Below are 15,792 nucleotides of genomic sequence, written 5' to 3' on the forward strand. Positions count from 1 at the left end.
ATTTTGGTTTGTCCATCGCGCATTTTCCAGCCAGAAATCCTCACAGCACTTGTGATCAAAGCTCACCCAATGATCAAACCCCGTGAGGACAGCATGGCTACCGTTCATCCCTTCCTGTGGTTCAACCTCAATGCCGAAGAGGCGCGCGATTTCTATCTGTCGGTCTTCAGGAACGGCCGGGCGCTTGGGTCGATCGAGTTCACCGATTTCGTCGGCGGCACGAACAAGACCGTGCCGCACGCGATCTTCGACTTCGAGCTTGAAGGCCAGCGCTTCACCGCGCTCAATGCCGGCTCGATGCCGCCCTTCAACGAAAGGATCTCGCTCTACATCGAAACCAGGGACCAGGCCGAGACCGACTATTACTGGAACGCGCTGACGGCCGGCGGCGGCTCGGAAAAACCCTGCGGCTGGCTGCAGGACAAGTTCGGCGTGTTCTGGCAGGTCATTCCGGAGCCGGCGCTGCGCCTGATGAACGACCCGGACCGCGAGAAGGCCGACCGGGCGCGGCGGGCGATGTACTCGATGAGCAAGATCATCCTCGCCGATATCGAAGCGGCCCACGCCGGCCGCGCGTGATTTTTCAACCCCATCGCTGAAAGACGGAGGACCCCATGGCTACGCTCAAGGGAAGCAGGATCATTGTCGTCGGAGGCAGCTCCGGCATCGGTTTTGGCGTGGCGGCGGCCGCGCTCGAAAGCGGCGCGGAGGTGGCGATCGTCGGCCGCTCGGCGCAGAAGCTCAAGGCCGCCGAGAAAAGGCTCGCCGGGCCAGGGCGGGTGACCGGCATCGCCGCCGACATGGCGAGCGAGGCCGACGTCGCCCGCCTGTTCGACGAGGTCGGCGCCTTCGATCATCTGGTGGCGACCGCCGGCACGCCGCCGCCCAACTATCCGATCGGCGAGGCCGACATGGCGTTCGTGCGCCAATTCGTCGACAGCAAGCTGGTCGGCGCCGTGATGCTGGCCAAGCACGCCGTGCGCACGCTGAAGGCCGGCGGCTCCATGACCTTCACCTCCGGCATCAACAAGGACCGGCCGCCGGTACCCGGCGGCTCGGTCGTCGCGGCGATCGCCGGCTCCTTCACCTATTTCGCCCGCGCGCTGGCGCTGGAGCTTGCGCCCACGCGCGTCAACATCGTCTCGCCCGGCTGGGTCGACACCGAGATGTGGGACGAGATCGTCGGCGAGGCCAAGGGCGGCTACTTCGACCAGATGGGCGCCCGCCTGCCGGCGGGAAGGATCGCGACGCCGGACGATGTGGCGCCCGCCTATCTCTATTTGATGCAGAACGAGTTCATGACCGGCGAGACCATCCACATCGATGGCGGGCAGCGGCTGGTATGAGCGGGCAAGGCAGGAGGCTGATTGGAAGTGCGGCTTTGACCCGCTGCAGACTGATCGCCGGCCGCTTCCGCCTTGGTGCGTGCGGGGCTCTAACCGGCCCTAAATGTTTCATCAGGTAGCTCTCTGGCGTTCCATCTCCATTTCGGCCTTCAGGCTTTCGAGGTCGTGGAAAATCGAGGCGACCGCCAGTGTGCGTCCCTTGTGCTTGTAACGCAGGAGGCAATCTTTGGCGGCAATGTCGCCTTCCACCGCTATCTCGTCCCAGCGCTCCGCATGTCCGACGTAATTGATCGGGACGTCATAGTGCTGGCTCCAGAAGAACGGCACCGCAGTGTACTTCTCGCGCTGTCCGAGCATGTTCAGTGCTGCCGTTTGCCCCTGCCTTTCTGCGACCACCCAGTGCTCGACCCTTATGTTTTCGCCGGTGTGGGGATCGGGCCACCGCGCAATGTCGCCGGCCGCGAAAATGCCGGGCACGCTCGTCTCCAGAAAGGAGTCCACCATGATGCCGCGGTCGAGGCTGAGCCCAGCCTTTTCGGCGAGCCCGAGCCGCGGCCGAACGCCGATGCCGACGACGATGAGATCCGCGGTCAGTGTAAGGCCGCTGCCAAGTTGCATGTTCGTGCCGTCGATGCCGGTCGCGGTGTGCTCGAGATGAAATACGACGCCATTCTGCTCGTGAAGGCTGCGGATAAAGTCGCCCATTTGCGGCCCGAGCACCCGCTCCATGGGGCGTTCCTCGGGCGCGACGACATGAACCTCGATGTCCCGCGCGCGCAGGGACGCGGCAACCTCGAGGCCGATGAAACTGGCCCCCAGCACGATGGCGCTGCGGGCAGTTTTGGCTTGGTCGATGATTGTGCTGCAGTCCGCGAACGAGCGCAGCGTATGAACGTGCGGCTGATCGGCGCCCGGGATGGTGAGGCGGACCGGTTCGGCTCCCGTCGCAAGCAGCAACCGGTCGTAAGCGGTCTGGTTCCCGTCTGCGAGCACGACCTCGCCGGACCGGACATCGATGGCGGCGACGTTGGTTTTGAGACGCAGATCGATGTCGTTCTTTGCATAAAAGCTCGCCCCACGCAGCGGAACCCAATCCGAAGGCGCCTTGCCGGCGAGGTAGTCCTTGGAAAGGTTGGGACGATCGACGGGCGGCGCCTCGTCGTCGCTGAGCATGAGGATGCTGCCCTGATGGCCTTCGCGACGCAGTCTTTCGGCGGCTGCGAAACCAGCCGCGCCGCCGCCGACGATCACGATTTTGCCGGCAAACTGGCCAGCGCCTCCACTGGTGGGCTTTTTAGCCACCCGTTTGCGCTTCTCGCCCACGAATATCCGATCGCCCCGCTGCTCCACCGACCAGCAGGCGAGTGGATTGAAGGCAGGCGCGCGCACGGCTTCGCCGGTGCGCAAATCAAAGCATGCGTGGTGCCACGGGCATCGAACCGTATCCTCCACGACAAGACCGTCAACCAGCGGCCCGCCGTAATGCGTGCACGTCGCCCCGATTGCGAAGACCTCTGTCCCGCGGCGCACCAACAGCACCTGTTCATCGCCACAGCGACCGACCAGCTTTCCGCCATCGGGAAGGTCGGATAGCGCGATGCCTTGGGCCAGATCCGGTCCGTTCGATTTAGAATGGTCTTGAGCCATCTTCTTCTCCCTGCGCTATTCGATTGGAGCCTGCCCATACCAGACTGACTCCCGGCGATGTTTTGGGCAAGGCTCGAGGCCTGGTCGCGACATCGGCGCGCCCATCCTTCCCCTGACCGTAGAGGCCGACGGATGATTTGATGAAGTTTCGCCAGATCGGTTTCCAACGGACCGATATATTTTCGCAGCTCTGACCGCGCTGTCGGATCAGGCCTGGGATCTCCGCTTGCGCGACCTGCCCCGGTTGCGCAAATGCGGCGGGCACGCGGATGCGCCTTCGGGTGACTGACGGCGTCCAATTCTATCAGAATCGAAGCGGCGAAGCAGGGTCAGGACGGCCCGTGCGCCGTAAGCTGCTGAAATCCTTAACGTGATTTTCATCCCGCTCATTTAGCAACTTGGCATTATGAGACATCTCAAGCAGCCCGGTCCACGTTCCAGCCCTCAGGGGCAAAGCGAGTCCGTGGAAGCCGGGATCCTGCGGGATCAGCTCGCCGATCTCAGGATGGGTCTCTTCGTTTCGATGCCCATCGGCACGGTCCTCTCTGCCCTGATCCTGGCCGTGCAGATGCTTTCGGGCGACGGCCTTGCGGCGGTGCTGTGGTTTGCCGCGGTCAGCCTCATCAATGGCGCGCGCATAGGACTGGCGCTGGATCAGTCGGAGATTCCCGATCGTGGGCTGAAGCCGGTCGGTACCCGACTTTCTCTTTATGGGATCCTGGCCCTGGCGTCGGGCATCGCGTGGTCTTTTCTGGCCCTGCTATCGGATGGGTATACCACTCCCCAGGCGCCGCTCTATCTGATTGTTCTTGCGGGCCTGTCGGCCGGTTCGGTCACCTACGGCGCGTCGTACGCGCCGGCTTCGCTCAACTTCATGACGCTGCCGCTTCTGATCGCCGCCGGATGCGTGTTGGCGCAAGGCAATATCGAGAACTACGTCCTCGGCTTCACGATCCTGCTCTTTCTCGGAGGGATGATCAGAAGCTCGCTGCTCGGGCAGGCCCGATTCAAAGAGACGAGCCGCCTCAAATACGAGGCGAGAGAGTTCGCAGCCCGGATGGAACGCAACTCCCGGCGGGACCCGCTGACGAACTTGCTCAACAGGTACGGGCTCGAGCAGGCTATCGGCCAGATCGGGCTTTCCGACGGTCCGTTCGTGGCCATGCTGATCGACCTGGACGGCTTCAAATCCGTCAACGATACCTACGGTCACAATATCGGGGATGACCTGCTGGTGAGGGTCGCGCGCAGGATAGAGAACCATGCCCCGCCAGGGGCAACGATCGCGCGCATCGGCGGAGACGAGTTCGTGCTGCTCTTTCCCGCCTTGCGGTCCCCGCGTTCGACGGACGAGCTCGCATCCTCGATCATCGCGGCCATCGCCAATCCGGACCCGGCGTTGAATTCGGTGCGCGTCGGCGCTTCGATCGGCATCTACGTGTCGGAGAAACCGCGATTGACGGAGATGCTGCTGCGCGCGGACTTCGCGCTTTATGCGGCCAAGCGCAGCGGCAGGAACGAATACCGTCTCTTCGATGCCGAGCTCGAGCACGGGCTCGAACGCAAGCACTGCATCGAGCGCGATCTGCGCGCAGCCATCGAGGCAGGCACCCTTTGCTCATGGTTCCAGCCCATCGTTCGACTGGACACGCATGCGGTGATCGGCTTCGAAGCGCTGCTGCGGTGGCGGCATCCGGTTCACGGGGCCATTCCCCCGCCTGAGATCGTCACCGCGGCGCGTGAAACCGGTCTGCTGCCCCTGCTGACGGAGACGGTTTTTCTCAATTGCTGCTCCATGATCGAAGAACTGGTGAAAAACGGGCGCCAGGACGTTCGGGTCGCGATGAATCTTTCGCCGCGCGAGCTCGAGGCAGGCAATGTCGACGACATGATGCTGGACATCCTGAAGACGAAGAATGTCCCCGCGGCCATGCTCGAGATAGAGATCACGGAAGAGGCTCCCGTGGATCGCGAGAGAGTCGACGAAAAGCTGGAACGCCTGGCGGACGCGGGCATATCGATCGTGCTGGACGATTTCGGCACCGGCTTTTCGACCCTGGTTTCGCTGAAGGACAGCCGGATCCGCAAGATCAAGATCGACAAGAACTTCGTTCGCAACCTGGCCAAGTCGGTTGAAGATCAGGCGCTCGTCAAGGCGGTCATCGATCTTGGGCGAACGCTGGGAATAGAAGTCATGGCGGAAGGGGTCGAAACCGACGCCGATCGCCTGATCCTGCGCTCGCTCGATTGCATGGTCGCGCAGGGATTTCTCTTCTCGGCAGCACTTCCCATGCATGACGCGCTGGCCTTCGACGTACGGCATTTCGACAATTCCGCGGCAGCTAAAGCCGCCTTCGATCCTGCAGAACTCCCGCCGCGCCGAACCGGCAGCGCCGCCTGAGCGGCGAGCGGCGGCGACGACCCAACCGCCGTTGCTCCAACCGCGTGAGCCTCAACTCCGATACCGTAGCGCCTCGACGATCACCGCCATGGCCGGCGAAAGCTGCCGGCGGCTCGGATAGTAGAGGTGGTAACCGGCGAAGGGCGGGCTCCAGTCGCTAAGCACCAGCCTCAGCCGTCCCTCGGCGATGTGATGGCTGACGATGTCTTCCGGCACGTAGGCGATGCCTGAACCGCAGATTGCGGCGTCGATCATGGGAATGGTCGAATTGAAGGTGAGCTGGCCGTCCACCCGCACCCGCAGCTCGCGGCCGTCCTTGGCGAATTCCCAGGCATAGAGCCCGCCGAAGGTGGCCTGGCGCAAATTGATGCAGTCGTGCCCGACAAGGTCCTGCGGCGTCCTCGGCACCGGACGGCGCGAGAAATAATCCGGCGAAGCGACGGCCACCAGCCGCCAGTCCGGGCCGATGCGCACCGCGATCATGTCGCGGTCGACGCTCTCGCCGAGCCGCACGCCGGCGTCGAAACGCTCCTCCACGATGTTGCGCATGCCGTTGTCGCTGTAGAGCTCGACACGGAGATCCGGATAGTCGCGGAGAACCGGTTGCAGCTTCGGCCAGACGACCGTCTGCAGCGCATGGTCGGACAGCGTGAGGCGGACAGTGCCCGAGGGCTTGTCGCGGAAGGCGACCAGGCTTGCGAGGTCGGCTTCGATTTCCTCGAAGCGAGGCGCCAGCGACTGGAACAGCCGCTCGCCCGCCTCGGTGGGCGCCACGCTGCGTGTCGTGCGGGTGAGCAGGCGCACGCCCAGCCGCGCCTCCAGCTCCTTGATGGTGTGGCTGAGCGTCGACTGCGAGGTGCCGAGCTCGGCCGCCGCCTTGGTGAAGCTGCGCTCCCGGGCGACAGCCAGGAACCACAGCAGATCCTTCATGTCGTCGCGCTGCATCGCCTGCCTCCAAGAGCAATTCCAGGAAAAATGCGCCGCGGTTTTCCGTCCGGAATTGCGTGCAAGCAAACATCATTCATATCACAGATCGATAAGTCCATGCGGATTATTCGGTCTAATCGAATGGGCGCCCCTGCAATATCTTCCCGGCATGACTTGGCGGCCTTGGTCCGCCCGTCGCCCTTCAAGGAAGCCGATGATGGAAACAACCTACGACACAAGGCTTGTCGACGACCGCGCCGCATGGGGGGCGGTGCTCTCGATGGCGCTGTGCGTTGCCGTGCTCATCGCTTCGGAGTTCATGCCGGTCAGCCTGCTGTCGCCGATCGCGGTCGATCTCGGCATCACCGAGGGCCGAGCGGGGCAGGCCATCTCGATCTCGGGCATTTTCGCCGTCGTGACCAGCCTGCTGGTCGCCGGCCTGACGCGCCGCATCGACCGCCGGCTGGTCGTGACCGGCTTCACTGTGATCCTGATCGTGTCGGGGCTCGCCGTTGCCTTCGCGCCGAACTACACATTCCTCATGGCCGGGCGAGCGCTGCTCGGTATCGCGATCGGCGGTTTCTGGTCTATGTCGACCGCGATCGTCATGCGGCTCGTCCCCGAGGACCAGGTCCCCAGGGGCCTCGCCATGCTTAACGCCGGCAACGCCGTCGCGGCCACGATTGCCGCGCCGCTGGGCAGCCTGCTGGGCGCATATGCCGGCTGGCGCGGCGCCTTCTTCCTCGTCGTCCCGCTCGGGGCTCTGGCGCTCGTCTGGCAGTGGCTCAGCCTGCCGCCGCTTCCGCCGCGCCGAAGGAAGCGACCGGGCAACGTGCTGGTGCTGCTCGGCCGCCCACCTGTGGCGATAGGCATGGCGTCGATCATGATGCTGTTCATGGGCCAGTTCGCGCTCTTCACCTATCTGCGTCCCTTCCTAGAGAACGTCACGCATCTCGACATTGCGGCGCTTTCGGCAACCCTGCTGGCGATTGGGCTGGCGAGCGTGGCCGGCACCTGGTGCATCGGCAGGTTGCTGCATTCCCGCCTGTTCAGCGTCCTTGTCGTCATTCCGCTGGTCATGGCCGTCCTTGCGGTCGCGCTCATCGTCCTCGGCGCCATGCCCGTTCCCACGGCCCTGCTGCTTTTTGCCTGGGGCTTCTTCGGCACGGCAGCTCCGGTCGGTTGGGGCACGTGGCTCAGCCGCACCCTGCCTGATGACGCGGAGGCCGGCGGCGGGTTGCAGGTCGCCGTTATCCAGCTTGCCATCACCGGCGGCGCGGCCATCGGCGGCGCGCTCTTCGACACGGTCGGCTGGTGGGGAGCCTTCGCCTTCGGCGCGGCGCTACTCTGCGGATCCGCGCTCACGGCGTTGGCCGCATGGCGCATGGCCAAGAGGCCGCAGCCATGACGATCGACCGTCCAAAGCTCAGCCGCCGGACATTGCTCGGCGCCGCGCTCGCGACAGCGGTCCTGCCGCGGGCCGCCCGCAGCCAGCAAGGCAGGGACCCGGCCAGCCAGGAGCCCACCGACATGAGGATCAGGATGATTTTCAACGGCCGCACCATGACCGCCACGCTCTATGGCAACCCGTCGGCGCGGGACTTCTTCTCCATGCTGCCGCTCGATCTCACCATCGACGACTACGCGCACAACGAGAAGATCGCCTACCTGCCGCGCAAGCTGACCGAGGAGGGCAGTGGTCCGTTCGCCAACGAGCGGCCCTACGACCTCTGCTATTTCATGCCTTGGGGCAACCTGGCGATGTTCTACGATGAATACCGCCACCCCGGACTGATCAGGCTCGGCCGCTTCGACGAGGGCGAAGAGGCCCTGCACATAAGCGGCAAGTTGCCGCTTCGCATCGAACGCATCTGACAGGAGATCACCATGGACATTCTTCGCGCAGGCACGAGGCCCTCCGGCAAGGGCCCGTCGGACTGGTTCACCGGCACGGTCCGCATCGACCCGCTCTTCAACCCCTTCGACGCCGGGCGTGTGCAGGGCGCGCAGGTGACGTTCGAGCCGGGCGCCCGCACCGCATGGCACACGCATCCGCTCGGGCAGACGCTGATCGTCGTCTCCGGCCTCGGCCGCGTGCAGCGCGAGGGCGGCCCGGTCGAGGAGATCAGGCCGGGCGACGTCGTCTGGTTCGCGCCCGGCGAAAAGCATTGGCACGGCGCATCGCCGCAGACCGCAATGGTCCACATCGCGGTCCAGGAGCCCAGGGACGGCAAGACCGTGGACTGGCTGGAACACGTCAGCGACGCCGACTACGGCGCCTGATCTTCTCCCGAAAAAGGAAAGCAAAATGCTCGCAACCGTTCTTCACAAACCAGGCGATATCCGCTGCGAGGAGGTCGAAGATCCAAAGATCCTTCGCCCTACCGATGCAATCATCAAGCTCTCGGCGAGTTGCATCTGCGGTTCGGATCTGTGGCCCTATCGCGGGCTGCAGCCGGTCGACGGCCCGATGCATATGGGCCACGAATATTGCGGCATCGTCGTCGAGGTCGGCGCAGAGGTCCGCACGGTTCGTCCCGGCCAGTTCGTGGTCGGCTCCTTCTGCATCTCCGACAACACCTGCCCGCACTGCCGCTTCGGCTTCCAGTCGTCTTGCGTCCAGCGCGAGTTCATGTCGGGCGCGCAAGCGCCTTACGCCCGCGTGCCGCTGGCCGACGGCACGCTGGTCGCGACATCAGAAGTTCCGCCCCCAGAACTGGTGCCCGATCTGCTCGCCGTCTCGGACGTGCTGGGCACCGGCTGGTATGCGGCCGACGCCGCCGAGGTCCGCGAAGGCTCGACGGTGGTCGTCGTCGGCGACGGCGCTGTCGGCCTGATGGGCGTTCTGGCGGCCAAGGAGATGGGCGCCGAGCGCATCATCGCCATGAGCCGGCACGAGAGCCGCCAAAAGCTCGCCCGCGAGTTCGGCGCCACCGACATTGTGGCCGAACGCGGCGATGAAGGTGTTTCGCGCATCAAGGAACTCACCAAGGGCGTCGGCGCGGACTCGGTGCTGGAATGCGTCGGCACGGCCGAATCCTTTGACCAGGCTCTGGCCTGCTCGCGGCCCGGCGGCACGATCGGTTATGTCGGCGTGCCGCATGGCGTCACCTTCGACGGCCAGAACCTGTTCTTCGGCCAGAAGCGCATGCTGGGTGGCCCGGCGCCCGTGCGCCGCTTCCTGCCCGACCTGATGGACCGCGTGCTCAAGGGCAGGATCAAGCCCGGCAAGGTCTTCGACCTGCAACTGCCACTGTCGCAAGTCGCCGAAGGCTACCGCGCCATGGACGAGCGCCGCGCGATCAAGGTCATGCTTTCGGTCTAGGCGTTGCCGCAGGGCGCGAGGGACGGGAACAAAGCGCGCCGCCGCTGGTTGAGACCGGTCGGCACCGGCTGGCTGGAACGGGTTCGAGCGAAAGGAAGCGGCGGAAAGGTCACGGCATGCCGGGACACGCGAAGCTGACCGAACTTGTCGAGCGGCGGGAACCGCTCACCTTCCGCTTTGCGGATGACGGCCTTGTGCCCAACAACCCCCGCTGGCCGATGCTCGTCTATACCGGCGCCGTGACGCTGCCGGATGGTGTCGATCCGGCGTCCGTCTTCGAGGACCTCTTCAGCACGAACGGCTGGGGCGACAGCTGGCGCAACGGCATCTTCGCTTACGTCCATTACCATTCGCGTATCCACGAGGTGCTTGGCATCGCGCGCGGCACGGCCGAGGTCCGCTTCGGCGGCGACAAAGGTGAAGTGCTGACGGTCAAGGCCGGCGATGTGGCGATCCTGCCGGCCGGCACCGGCCACCAGCGCCTGTCCTCGTCATCCGATCTCCTCGTAGTCGGCGCCTATCCGCCCTTCGGCACCTATGATCTGTGCACGCGCGCCGAGCAGCATGCGGAAGCGCTGCGCACGATTCCCAAGGTCGGCCGGCCGGAGAGGGACCCGGTCTATGGCAGCGACGGTCCGCTGTTGCAGGCATGGCCGGAAGGCTGACGGAGTAGCACGGATCGTCGCCGTCGAGCATCTGACACTCGACGGTTTCGCGCGCGAACCACCCAGGCGGGCGCCTTCTGCTCGTCACGAACAAGCGCGGGTCGTGATGCTTATGGATATTTCGTCGGCTTGATAGCCTCGGGAGCGCCCTCCAGCTCCTTTGGCAGCGGCAGGCTCGAGCACTGCAAGTGCATGTTGCGGGCGAACAATTTGCGTTGTTGCTGCTCGTGCTCCTTGATGGACGCGACCAGCCCCATGCTGTACGGACCAAGCAGGACGCCAAAACCCCATCCCGGGTGCTCTTTTTCGCGAGCGTCGTAATCGGAAGCCGCCATGCGGGCTTGCTGGCATTCCGGCGACGCCCATTTCGGGTCTTGCTGCGAAAGCTTCGCTCCGTAGTCGACCGGAGACGTCACGCATCCAGCCAGCGCCGCGGCCAACGCGACGGTCGTTGCCATTCTCATCCAGAAGCCTTTCCTAATGTGCGGGGGAGAGAACACAGAACGCTTCTTCGGGCAAGGACGCGCCTGGACCGGCATGCCGCTCCGCCAACTATTTCCCGATTGGTCATCGCCATTCATTCGCGACAGGCGTATCGTCACGGATCGGCAGCTCTTGCAATGGGCGATGCCGACCGAGGGCGGCGAGGGTGCCTTGGTCCCCCAACAAGAAGGAGGGCATTATGTCTTCCACCCACATGTCTTCCACCCACCTGACATCCGAGCAAATGACGGCGATCGAGAAAATTCTCGCCGACGTTCGCCCAGCCTTGATCAATGGCAGCCGCCGTCGAACGGCTGCCTCACGCTTTCTTGCCGAACACTTCGATGGAGTATCGAAAACGCATTTGCGCACGATCCTGGGCATATACGTAAGACGTTTGGATTCGTACCAGGACGCCCTCGCTCAATGGAAAAGTGAAGGCGGCGCCGCCGGAACAGTACCGCGAACAGAGGCGCGGCGCCGGATCGATAACGACACAAATGGAATGCGACGGCGCGACCGCGAGACGGCAGCGCGTAACCAGTTGATCTAGGCGGCAAATCCGTGGAGACCGACAGATCGCTCGAAGACGACGAGATAAGTGTCGTTTGCGCGGACTGCGCCTATGAGACGCGCAAGAGCGTCGGCTGGCTGCGCGTGCACACGCAGGTGGAATGCCTGGGCTGCGGAGCCATTATCGATGTCGAAAGCAGAAACTTTCGCAAGATCGCGGCCGGCGGAGGACGGACCTCCGAGTCCGGAGACTGACGTCGCCCAAAAGCGCAGCGATTTTGGGACAGCGACATGCATCAAAACAAGACTTGAAGCGCGTCGCCTGAATCGTTTTCGCCGCGACGCGCTTTAGAAGCAGTGTTCGAGGGAACTGCCCGTCAGATTGGCAGGAAACCGATTCAGCCGGATCGGGCAGGACCGTTTCTTGCGTGACGGGCGACGGGCGGGAGCTTTTTCTTCGGGGCAGGAAGCAGCCCTTCGCGTTGCGCTTGCTTGCGGGCGAGCTTACGCGCCCTTCGGATGGCGTCGCCCCTTTCCCGGACACGTCGTTCCGAGGGTTTCTCGTATGCTCGGCGCCGCTTCAGCTCGCGAAGAAGACCCTCGCGCTGCAGTTTCCTTTTCAAGGCCCGCAGGGCTTGATCGACGTCATTGTTCCGTACGTCAACTCGCAATTCATCTCCTCAGCTGCCGTTAGCCTCCAATGGCTACGGCTGTTATCTGGTCCACCCCAGGCCCTATCATTCCCGACAAATGCGACCGGGTGGATCCGCCGGTTCACCGCTCATGTCGCGCATGCGCGGGTTCATCGTCAGCGCATATCGGCGGCCGTTATGGTGTAGGTCGTCCGCCGACCGCCCGAGTAGAGTTTTCGTGCCCTGGTGTGGATGGAACCCCGCGCCGCGTCGAAGGCCGCCAGGCAAGCGGCTTCCGTCGTTTCCAACCCCTTGCGGCCGTTTGCGGCCAATGCCTCGGCTTCGATGAGGAACGGCACCTCAAACATGCCGTCGTGACCGATGAAACGAACCGCTTTGCGCGCTTCGTCGAAGCTTCGACTCGGATTGAGAAATTCGAGCGGCATGGTCACTCTCCATCGGTTGCGCCCGTCGCTCGTCAGTTCCGGCTCTTGCCGCGCGTGCCGTTGGCGTTCGCTGCAAGCTTGACCTGGTTGGCGAACGGGCCGTCGGCCTTCGGGAATGCATTGGCTTGTTGCGGTTTTCGGGTCTCGCGATTGCTACGCTTTTGTTCCTTGGCCATCGCCGAACGTCCTCTTGAGAAGAGCTGCATCTTCGTCGTCCCGCGCCACGCGCACGGGCTCGAGGCTGTCCTCTGTCGCCACGCGCTCGTGGCTCTCGGCATCGCTTCGAATGCGGTACTGGAGGACATCTCCCCGAGGCGGCAGCGTTGCGGTGATCTGGTAGATTTCGCGGGATTTCGGAATTGTGTTGAAGCTGCCCTTCAGCCGGACGCTTTGCCCCAAGGAATAGCGATGGGTTGCGGCCTCGCGGCGCATCGGACGGCTGTTGAGCCTCTCAGAGCGTGTAGAGATCATGATTGTCTGCTCCTCCTGTTCCACTGCGCCTTCGGCAAGACTAATCGGCCAGCCTCGAGCTGATCGGGTGGTCGTCGATCTGGTGGTCGCGAACGTCCTTGCCGAGATGGCGACGCCCGGGCGCCGCCGGCAGCAAAACGTCGATAAAACAGCGCGCCGGCCTCTGTGCGGTGCGGGTATTCATGCGCATGATCCTCCCGAAGCCGGAAAGCGTGCGCCAAGGCGTCGCCCCGACCGTCGGAGCGACATACCTGCTGCCAGTACATCCGTGGTCAGCAGGGATTTGTTCCGAAAGTCGAGACGTGCGAACGGTTGTGCCGGCCAGGCTCAACGCGTTCTCATCGGGAATTCGGAATAAGATGGCGGGTCTCTGACACCGCTTAAGCCAAGTCGGCCAAATCAACGAACTTTATATCTAGACCCGAATTGCCGGTTAAACAAGGCTTCTGCCGGGTTTTATTTTCGGGTTTCGCAGGAATTTCTTGCCGCTGCTCAGTCAATAACGGCGCAACATGATGTCTAAACGCGCCACCTCTCGGTACGGCTTGCGCGGTTGTGAGAACACCCTCAAGCATCGGTCGCGGTTTATGCTTGCGGATTTCAGCAGAATTTCAGAAGTCCCGCGGTACGGCGCGGGCAATCTCAGGCATGCTGCTTCAACAGATGGAGGCAGCCATGTTCGACGATCAAGACCGCTACCGCGCACGCCAGGAACTCTTCGAGATCGTCGCCGGCGGAATGGTAAGCCCCGGCTATGCGCCGCCCGGCGCGCTGATCGAAATGCTCGAAATTGCTGCGATGGAGCTGAAGGGCGACCGCGCCCTGCCGCAACAGCCCAGTCCAACGGATATCTTGACCCCGGCGCAGAATGGTAGGCGAATAGGTCATTGGATGTTGCGCAAGGGCAGGGCGCTGTTCCATGGCGGAATCCGCTTCGCAGGGGGTCTTACAACTCGGCGACTGCCAGCTTGATCTGGAGCGCGGCCTGCTGCTGCGGGACGGGGCAGCGGTGCCGCTGCGCTCGAAGGCGTTCAGCCTGCTGTCATATCTCGCCCGAAATGATGGCAAGGTCGTCACCAAGTCCGATCTGATCTCCGCGGTCTGGGGAAACATCGCCGTGACCGAGGATTCGCTCACCCAGGCGGTGCGTGACATAAGGAAGGCGCTCGACGACAGCAACCAGGCGATTCTGAAGGCCGTGCCCAAGCGCGGCTACGTGCTTTCGGCTCCCTGTCACAAGCCTTCGACGGCGTCGCAGCCGATCGTCGCGGTCGTGCCGTTCGAGGACGGCCGGGCGCCCGGCGAAACTTCGGATCCCGTGATCGGCACATTTGCGGACGATGTGGCGGACAGGCTTGCTCGCTTCCACACAGTCAGGATTCTGAACCGGGAAACGGCGCTCGCCGCCTTCCGCCAGGCTCAAGGCTATGGCCCACCGATCGCGGTGCGGCCGGACTATTTCGTGCAAGGCTCCGTCATTCGCAGCGGCGACCAGTTGAAGATCAGCGCCAAGCTGGTCGACTCGCAAGCCGGAACGCTGGTCTGGGGCGAGAGCTACACGGCGGCCGGGCCGGATCTGTTCGCGGTCCAGGATGAGATTGCCTATCGTGTCGTGAACCGGCTGGTTTCAAACCTTGAGGCGGCGGCGTTGCGGCGAACCGCGGGCAAGCCGACGCGGGACCTCGCGGCCTATGAACTGGTGACGCGAGCGATCTGCGGTTCCGCGGCTATCGCCCCGACGACAATATCGACGCCTTGAACCTGCTCAAGTCAGCGATTTCACGCGATCCAGATTATGGGCTGGCCCATGCCTACGTGGCGCTGGTGGAGCTGGCGATTGCCGACTACGGAAGCGCGCCGGACCATGTAATCGCAAGCTGCATCGAGCGGGCCTCGCTTGCCGTGGCGCTGGCGCCGGACGAGCCCCGCTGCCATCGCATCCTGGCACAGGCGCGGCTTGCCGCGCGCGACCATGCGGCGGCCGAGCACCACATGCGGCGCGCGCTCGACATCAATCCCTACGATGCCGACACGATGACGCAGATGGGTCACGTGCTGTCCTTGCGCGGGCGGCCGCGCGACGGGCTGGATTTGATGGACAGGGCGATCGCGGCAAATCCTCTTCATGCCGAATGGTATCATTGCGATCGAGCCCTCGCGCTCTATGCCGCCCGCGATTATGCCGGCGCCGCAACGGCGATACAGCGCCTGCCTTACGGGCCTCGACGCTGGTCGCTGCTTGCGGCTGCGCTGGCGCGCTCGGGCGACAGGGCCGGGGCGCGGGACTGCGTCACGCTTATCCGCAAATCGGACCCTGGCTTCTCGCCGGTAAGCCACTTGCGTGCGAGTATCGAATTCGAGAAGCCGGAAGACAGCAATCATCTCGTCGAAGGCTTCGAAATCGCCGCCGCAATTGCCGAATAAGAGACGCAGCGGAGGACTCAAAACCGGCGGCTGAGATAGGGCGACCCGCTAAGGCCGAACCGCCACTCGGCCTCCACGCCCTTGGTGATGCCGATCCTGCGTCCGGTCAGGGTCGCGGCCGCGTCGGTTTCGGAGCGGGCAAATTCGAAGGGCGGGGCGGTGAGCGACAGCCCGTTGTGCGAGCCGTCGATGCCGAGCGCTTGGCAGAGCTTCCCCGGGCCGGAGCACAGCAGCCTTTCATCGTCGGTTCCCCGCCTGCCGCGCATGGCGGCGAGGCCGGATTGCGGCTGGATCGCCCGGATCAGCACCGCGCTGCCCGGCAGGCACACCGCATTCAGGCACCAGTGCATTCCGTAGGAGCGATAGACATAGGCGGTGCCCGGGGCGCCATACATCGGCGCGTTGCGCGGCGTGCGGCCGCGATAGCTGTGCGAGGCCGGATCGTCGGGACGATAGGCCTCGGTCTCGACGACGATGCCGCCGACCCCGCCCAGGCCGAGCGTCGCGCCGAT

Annotated in this window: 22 protein-coding genes; 12 read left to right on the plus strand and 10 right to left on the minus strand. The window is 64.1% G+C overall.

The annotated features are described in order from the left end of the window. Positions 1-93 precede the first annotated feature (93 nt). Both EH240_RS23685 and EH240_RS23690 read left to right on the plus strand, forming a co-directional pair. Positions 94-579 (plus strand): VOC family protein, encoded by a 486-nt coding sequence (locus tag EH240_RS23685; protein WP_125003116.1) that lies wholly within the window; start codon positions 94-96, stop codon positions 577-579. Between the two features lie 35 nt (positions 580-614). Next, positions 615-1,346 (plus strand): SDR family oxidoreductase, encoded by a 732-nt coding sequence (locus EH240_RS23690; RefSeq protein WP_125003118.1) that lies wholly within the window; start codon positions 615-617, stop codon positions 1,344-1,346. Between the two features lie 111 nt (positions 1,347-1,457). Here the strand turns inward: EH240_RS23690 and EH240_RS23695 are convergent, their stop codons facing one another. Continuing rightward, positions 1,458-2,993, minus strand: a complete 1,536-nt coding sequence (locus EH240_RS23695) for an FAD-dependent oxidoreductase (RefSeq protein WP_125003120.1) — start codon at positions 2,991-2,993, stop codon at positions 1,458-1,460. Positions 2,994-3,456: 463 nt separating this feature from the next. Here EH240_RS23695 and EH240_RS23700 point away from each other — a divergent pair, with 463 nt between their 5' ends. Further along, complete coding sequence (locus EH240_RS23700) at positions 3,457-5,394, plus strand: putative bifunctional diguanylate cyclase/phosphodiesterase (protein ID WP_245436322.1); 1,938 nt, start codon at positions 3,457-3,459, stop codon at positions 5,392-5,394. 51 nt (positions 5,395-5,445) lie between these two features. Here the strand turns inward: EH240_RS23700 and EH240_RS23705 are convergent, their stop codons facing one another. After that, entirely contained in the window at positions 5,446-6,339 is an 894-nt protein-coding gene (locus EH240_RS23705; RefSeq protein ID WP_125003124.1) for a LysR family transcriptional regulator, read from the minus strand. A 199-nt stretch (positions 6,340-6,538) separates the two neighbouring features. Between EH240_RS23705 and EH240_RS23710 the strand changes: the two genes are divergently transcribed. From EH240_RS23710 to EH240_RS23730, 5 genes are all read left to right on the plus strand, one after another. Beyond that, positions 6,539-7,729, plus strand: coding sequence for an MFS transporter (locus EH240_RS23710; RefSeq protein ID WP_125003125.1), 1,191 nt, complete (start codon positions 6,539-6,541; stop codon positions 7,727-7,729). Further along, a complete protein-coding gene (locus EH240_RS23715) occupies positions 7,726-8,196 on the plus strand; it encodes a cyclophilin-like fold protein (RefSeq protein WP_167484129.1) in 471 nt (156 codons plus the stop codon). The genes EH240_RS23710 and EH240_RS23715 overlap by 4 nt, the downstream gene beginning before the upstream one ends. A 12-nt stretch (positions 8,197-8,208) precedes the next feature. Then, the gene (locus tag EH240_RS23720) at positions 8,209-8,604 is read left to right on the plus strand and encodes a (R)-mandelonitrile lyase (protein ID WP_125003127.1); all 396 of its coding nucleotides are present in this window, start codon (positions 8,209-8,211) and stop codon (positions 8,602-8,604) included. Between the two features lie 25 nt (positions 8,605-8,629). Continuing rightward, positions 8,630-9,646 carry a zinc-dependent alcohol dehydrogenase family protein gene (locus EH240_RS23725; RefSeq protein ID WP_125003129.1) on the plus strand — a complete coding sequence of 339 codons (1,017 nt, stop codon included), beginning with the start codon at positions 8,630-8,632 and terminating at the stop codon, positions 9,644-9,646. Positions 9,647-9,762: 116 nt separating this feature from the next. Beyond that, positions 9,763-10,311, plus strand: a complete 549-nt coding sequence (locus tag EH240_RS23730; protein WP_125003131.1) for a cupin — start codon at positions 9,763-9,765, stop codon at positions 10,309-10,311. Between the two features lie 110 nt (positions 10,312-10,421). Here EH240_RS23730 and EH240_RS23735 read toward each other — a convergent pair whose 3' ends face one another. Beyond that, positions 10,422-10,775 (minus strand): hypothetical protein, encoded by a 354-nt coding sequence (locus EH240_RS23735; protein ID WP_125003166.1) that lies wholly within the window; start codon positions 10,773-10,775, stop codon positions 10,422-10,424. 218 nt (positions 10,776-10,993) lie between these two features. Between EH240_RS23735 and EH240_RS23740 the strand changes: the two genes are divergently transcribed. Next, complete coding sequence (locus EH240_RS23740) at positions 10,994-11,347, plus strand: hypothetical protein (RefSeq protein WP_125003133.1); 354 nt, start codon at positions 10,994-10,996, stop codon at positions 11,345-11,347. A gap of 11 nt (positions 11,348-11,358) precedes the next feature. Further along, positions 11,359-11,562 (plus strand): hypothetical protein, encoded by a 204-nt coding sequence (locus tag EH240_RS23745; RefSeq protein WP_125003135.1) that lies wholly within the window; start codon positions 11,359-11,361, stop codon positions 11,560-11,562. A gap of 143 nt (positions 11,563-11,705) precedes the next feature. Here the strand turns inward: EH240_RS23745 and rpsU are convergent, their stop codons facing one another. From rpsU to EH240_RS23765, 6 genes are all read right to left on the minus strand, one after another. Then, positions 11,706-11,978, minus strand: a complete 273-nt coding sequence (gene rpsU / locus EH240_RS23750; RefSeq protein ID WP_125003137.1) for a 30S ribosomal protein S21 — start codon at positions 11,976-11,978, stop codon at positions 11,706-11,708. Between the two features lie 137 nt (positions 11,979-12,115). Next, positions 12,116-12,385: a DUF1488 family protein gene (locus EH240_RS23755; RefSeq protein WP_125003139.1), complete on the minus strand. Its 270-nt coding sequence runs from the start codon at positions 12,383-12,385 to the stop codon at positions 12,116-12,118. Positions 12,386-12,417: 32 nt separating this feature from the next. After that, positions 12,418-12,561 carry a hypothetical protein gene (locus EH240_RS38115; RefSeq protein WP_167484130.1) on the minus strand — a complete coding sequence of 48 codons (144 nt, stop codon included), beginning with the start codon at positions 12,559-12,561 and terminating at the stop codon, positions 12,418-12,420. Continuing rightward, positions 12,539-12,856, minus strand: a complete 318-nt coding sequence (locus EH240_RS23760) for a hypothetical protein (protein WP_125003168.1) — start codon at positions 12,854-12,856, stop codon at positions 12,539-12,541. Before EH240_RS23760 ends, EH240_RS38115 begins: the two co-directional genes overlap by 23 nt. Positions 12,857-12,896: 40 nt before the next feature. Continuing rightward, the gene (locus EH240_RS38120; RefSeq protein WP_167484131.1) at positions 12,897-13,040 is read right to left on the minus strand and encodes a hypothetical protein; all 144 of its coding nucleotides are present in this window, start codon (positions 13,038-13,040) and stop codon (positions 12,897-12,899) included. A gap of 458 nt (positions 13,041-13,498) precedes the next feature. Next, complete coding sequence (locus EH240_RS23765) at positions 13,499-13,777, minus strand: hypothetical protein (protein ID WP_125003141.1); 279 nt, start codon at positions 13,775-13,777, stop codon at positions 13,499-13,501. Between EH240_RS23765 and EH240_RS23770 the strand changes: the two genes are divergently transcribed. Together EH240_RS23770 and EH240_RS23775 are read left to right on the plus strand one after the other, a co-directional pair. Further along, positions 13,776-14,615 carry a winged helix-turn-helix domain-containing protein gene (locus EH240_RS23770; protein ID WP_125003143.1) on the plus strand — a complete coding sequence of 280 codons (840 nt, stop codon included), beginning with the start codon at positions 13,776-13,778 and terminating at the stop codon, positions 14,613-14,615. The two genes, EH240_RS23765 and EH240_RS23770, sit on opposite strands and share 2 nt — an antisense overlap. Continuing rightward, entirely contained in the window at positions 14,612-15,280 is a 669-nt protein-coding gene (locus EH240_RS23775; protein WP_125003145.1) for a tetratricopeptide repeat protein, read from the plus strand. Before EH240_RS23770 ends, EH240_RS23775 begins: the two co-directional genes overlap by 4 nt. Positions 15,281-15,297: 17 nt before the next feature. On the opposite strand, the gene EH240_RS23780 is transcribed toward EH240_RS23775, so the two are convergent. Beyond that, the coding region (locus tag EH240_RS23780) for a DNA-3-methyladenine glycosylase (RefSeq protein WP_125003147.1) at positions 15,298-15,792 on the minus strand (495 nt) is incomplete at its 5' end.

Origin of the sequence: Mesorhizobium tamadayense, from assembly GCF_003863365.1 — a bacterium.
GTDB classification, from domain to species: domain Bacteria; phylum Pseudomonadota; class Alphaproteobacteria; order Rhizobiales; family Rhizobiaceae; genus Mesorhizobium; species Mesorhizobium tamadayense.

Coding starts and splice junctions, on each gene's coding strand:
- EH240_RS23685 (WP_125003116.1), top strand. CDS start 94: ATGGCTACCGTTCATCCCTTCCTGTGGTTCAACCTCAATGCCGAAGAG.
- EH240_RS23690 (WP_125003118.1), top strand. CDS start 615: ATGGCTACGCTCAAGGGAAGCAGGATCATTGTCGTCGGAGGCAGCTCC.
- EH240_RS23695 (WP_125003120.1), bottom strand. CDS start 2,993: ATGGCTCAAGACCATTCTAAATCGAACGGACCGGATCTGGCCCAAGGC.
- EH240_RS23705 (WP_125003124.1), bottom strand. CDS start 6,339: ATGCAGCGCGACGACATGAAGGATCTGCTGTGGTTCCTGGCTGTCGCC.
- EH240_RS23710 (WP_125003125.1), top strand. CDS start 6,539: ATGGAAACAACCTACGACACAAGGCTTGTCGACGACCGCGCCGCATGG.
- EH240_RS23715 (WP_167484129.1), top strand. CDS start 7,726: ATGACGATCGACCGTCCAAAGCTCAGCCGCCGGACATTGCTCGGCGCC.
- EH240_RS23720 (WP_125003127.1), top strand. CDS start 8,209: ATGGACATTCTTCGCGCAGGCACGAGGCCCTCCGGCAAGGGCCCGTCG.
- EH240_RS23725 (WP_125003129.1), top strand. CDS start 8,630: ATGCTCGCAACCGTTCTTCACAAACCAGGCGATATCCGCTGCGAGGAG.
- EH240_RS23730 (WP_125003131.1), top strand. CDS start 9,763: ATGCCGGGACACGCGAAGCTGACCGAACTTGTCGAGCGGCGGGAACCG.
- EH240_RS23735 (WP_125003166.1), bottom strand. CDS start 10,775: ATGAGAATGGCAACGACCGTCGCGTTGGCCGCGGCGCTGGCTGGATGC.
- EH240_RS23740 (WP_125003133.1), top strand. CDS start 10,994: ATGTCTTCCACCCACATGTCTTCCACCCACCTGACATCCGAGCAAATG.
- EH240_RS23755 (WP_125003139.1), bottom strand. CDS start 12,385: ATGCCGCTCGAATTTCTCAATCCGAGTCGAAGCTTCGACGAAGCGCGC.
- EH240_RS38115 (WP_167484130.1), bottom strand. CDS start 12,561: ATGGCCAAGGAACAAAAGCGTAGCAATCGCGAGACCCGAAAACCGCAA.
- EH240_RS23760 (WP_125003168.1), bottom strand. CDS start 12,856: ATGATCTCTACACGCTCTGAGAGGCTCAACAGCCGTCCGATGCGCCGC.
- EH240_RS38120 (WP_167484131.1), bottom strand. CDS start 13,040: ATGAATACCCGCACCGCACAGAGGCCGGCGCGCTGTTTTATCGACGTT.
- EH240_RS23770 (WP_125003143.1), top strand. CDS start 13,776: ATGGCGGAATCCGCTTCGCAGGGGGTCTTACAACTCGGCGACTGCCAG.
- EH240_RS23765 (WP_125003141.1), bottom strand. CDS start 13,777: ATGGAACAGCGCCCTGCCCTTGCGCAACATCCAATGACCTATTCGCCT.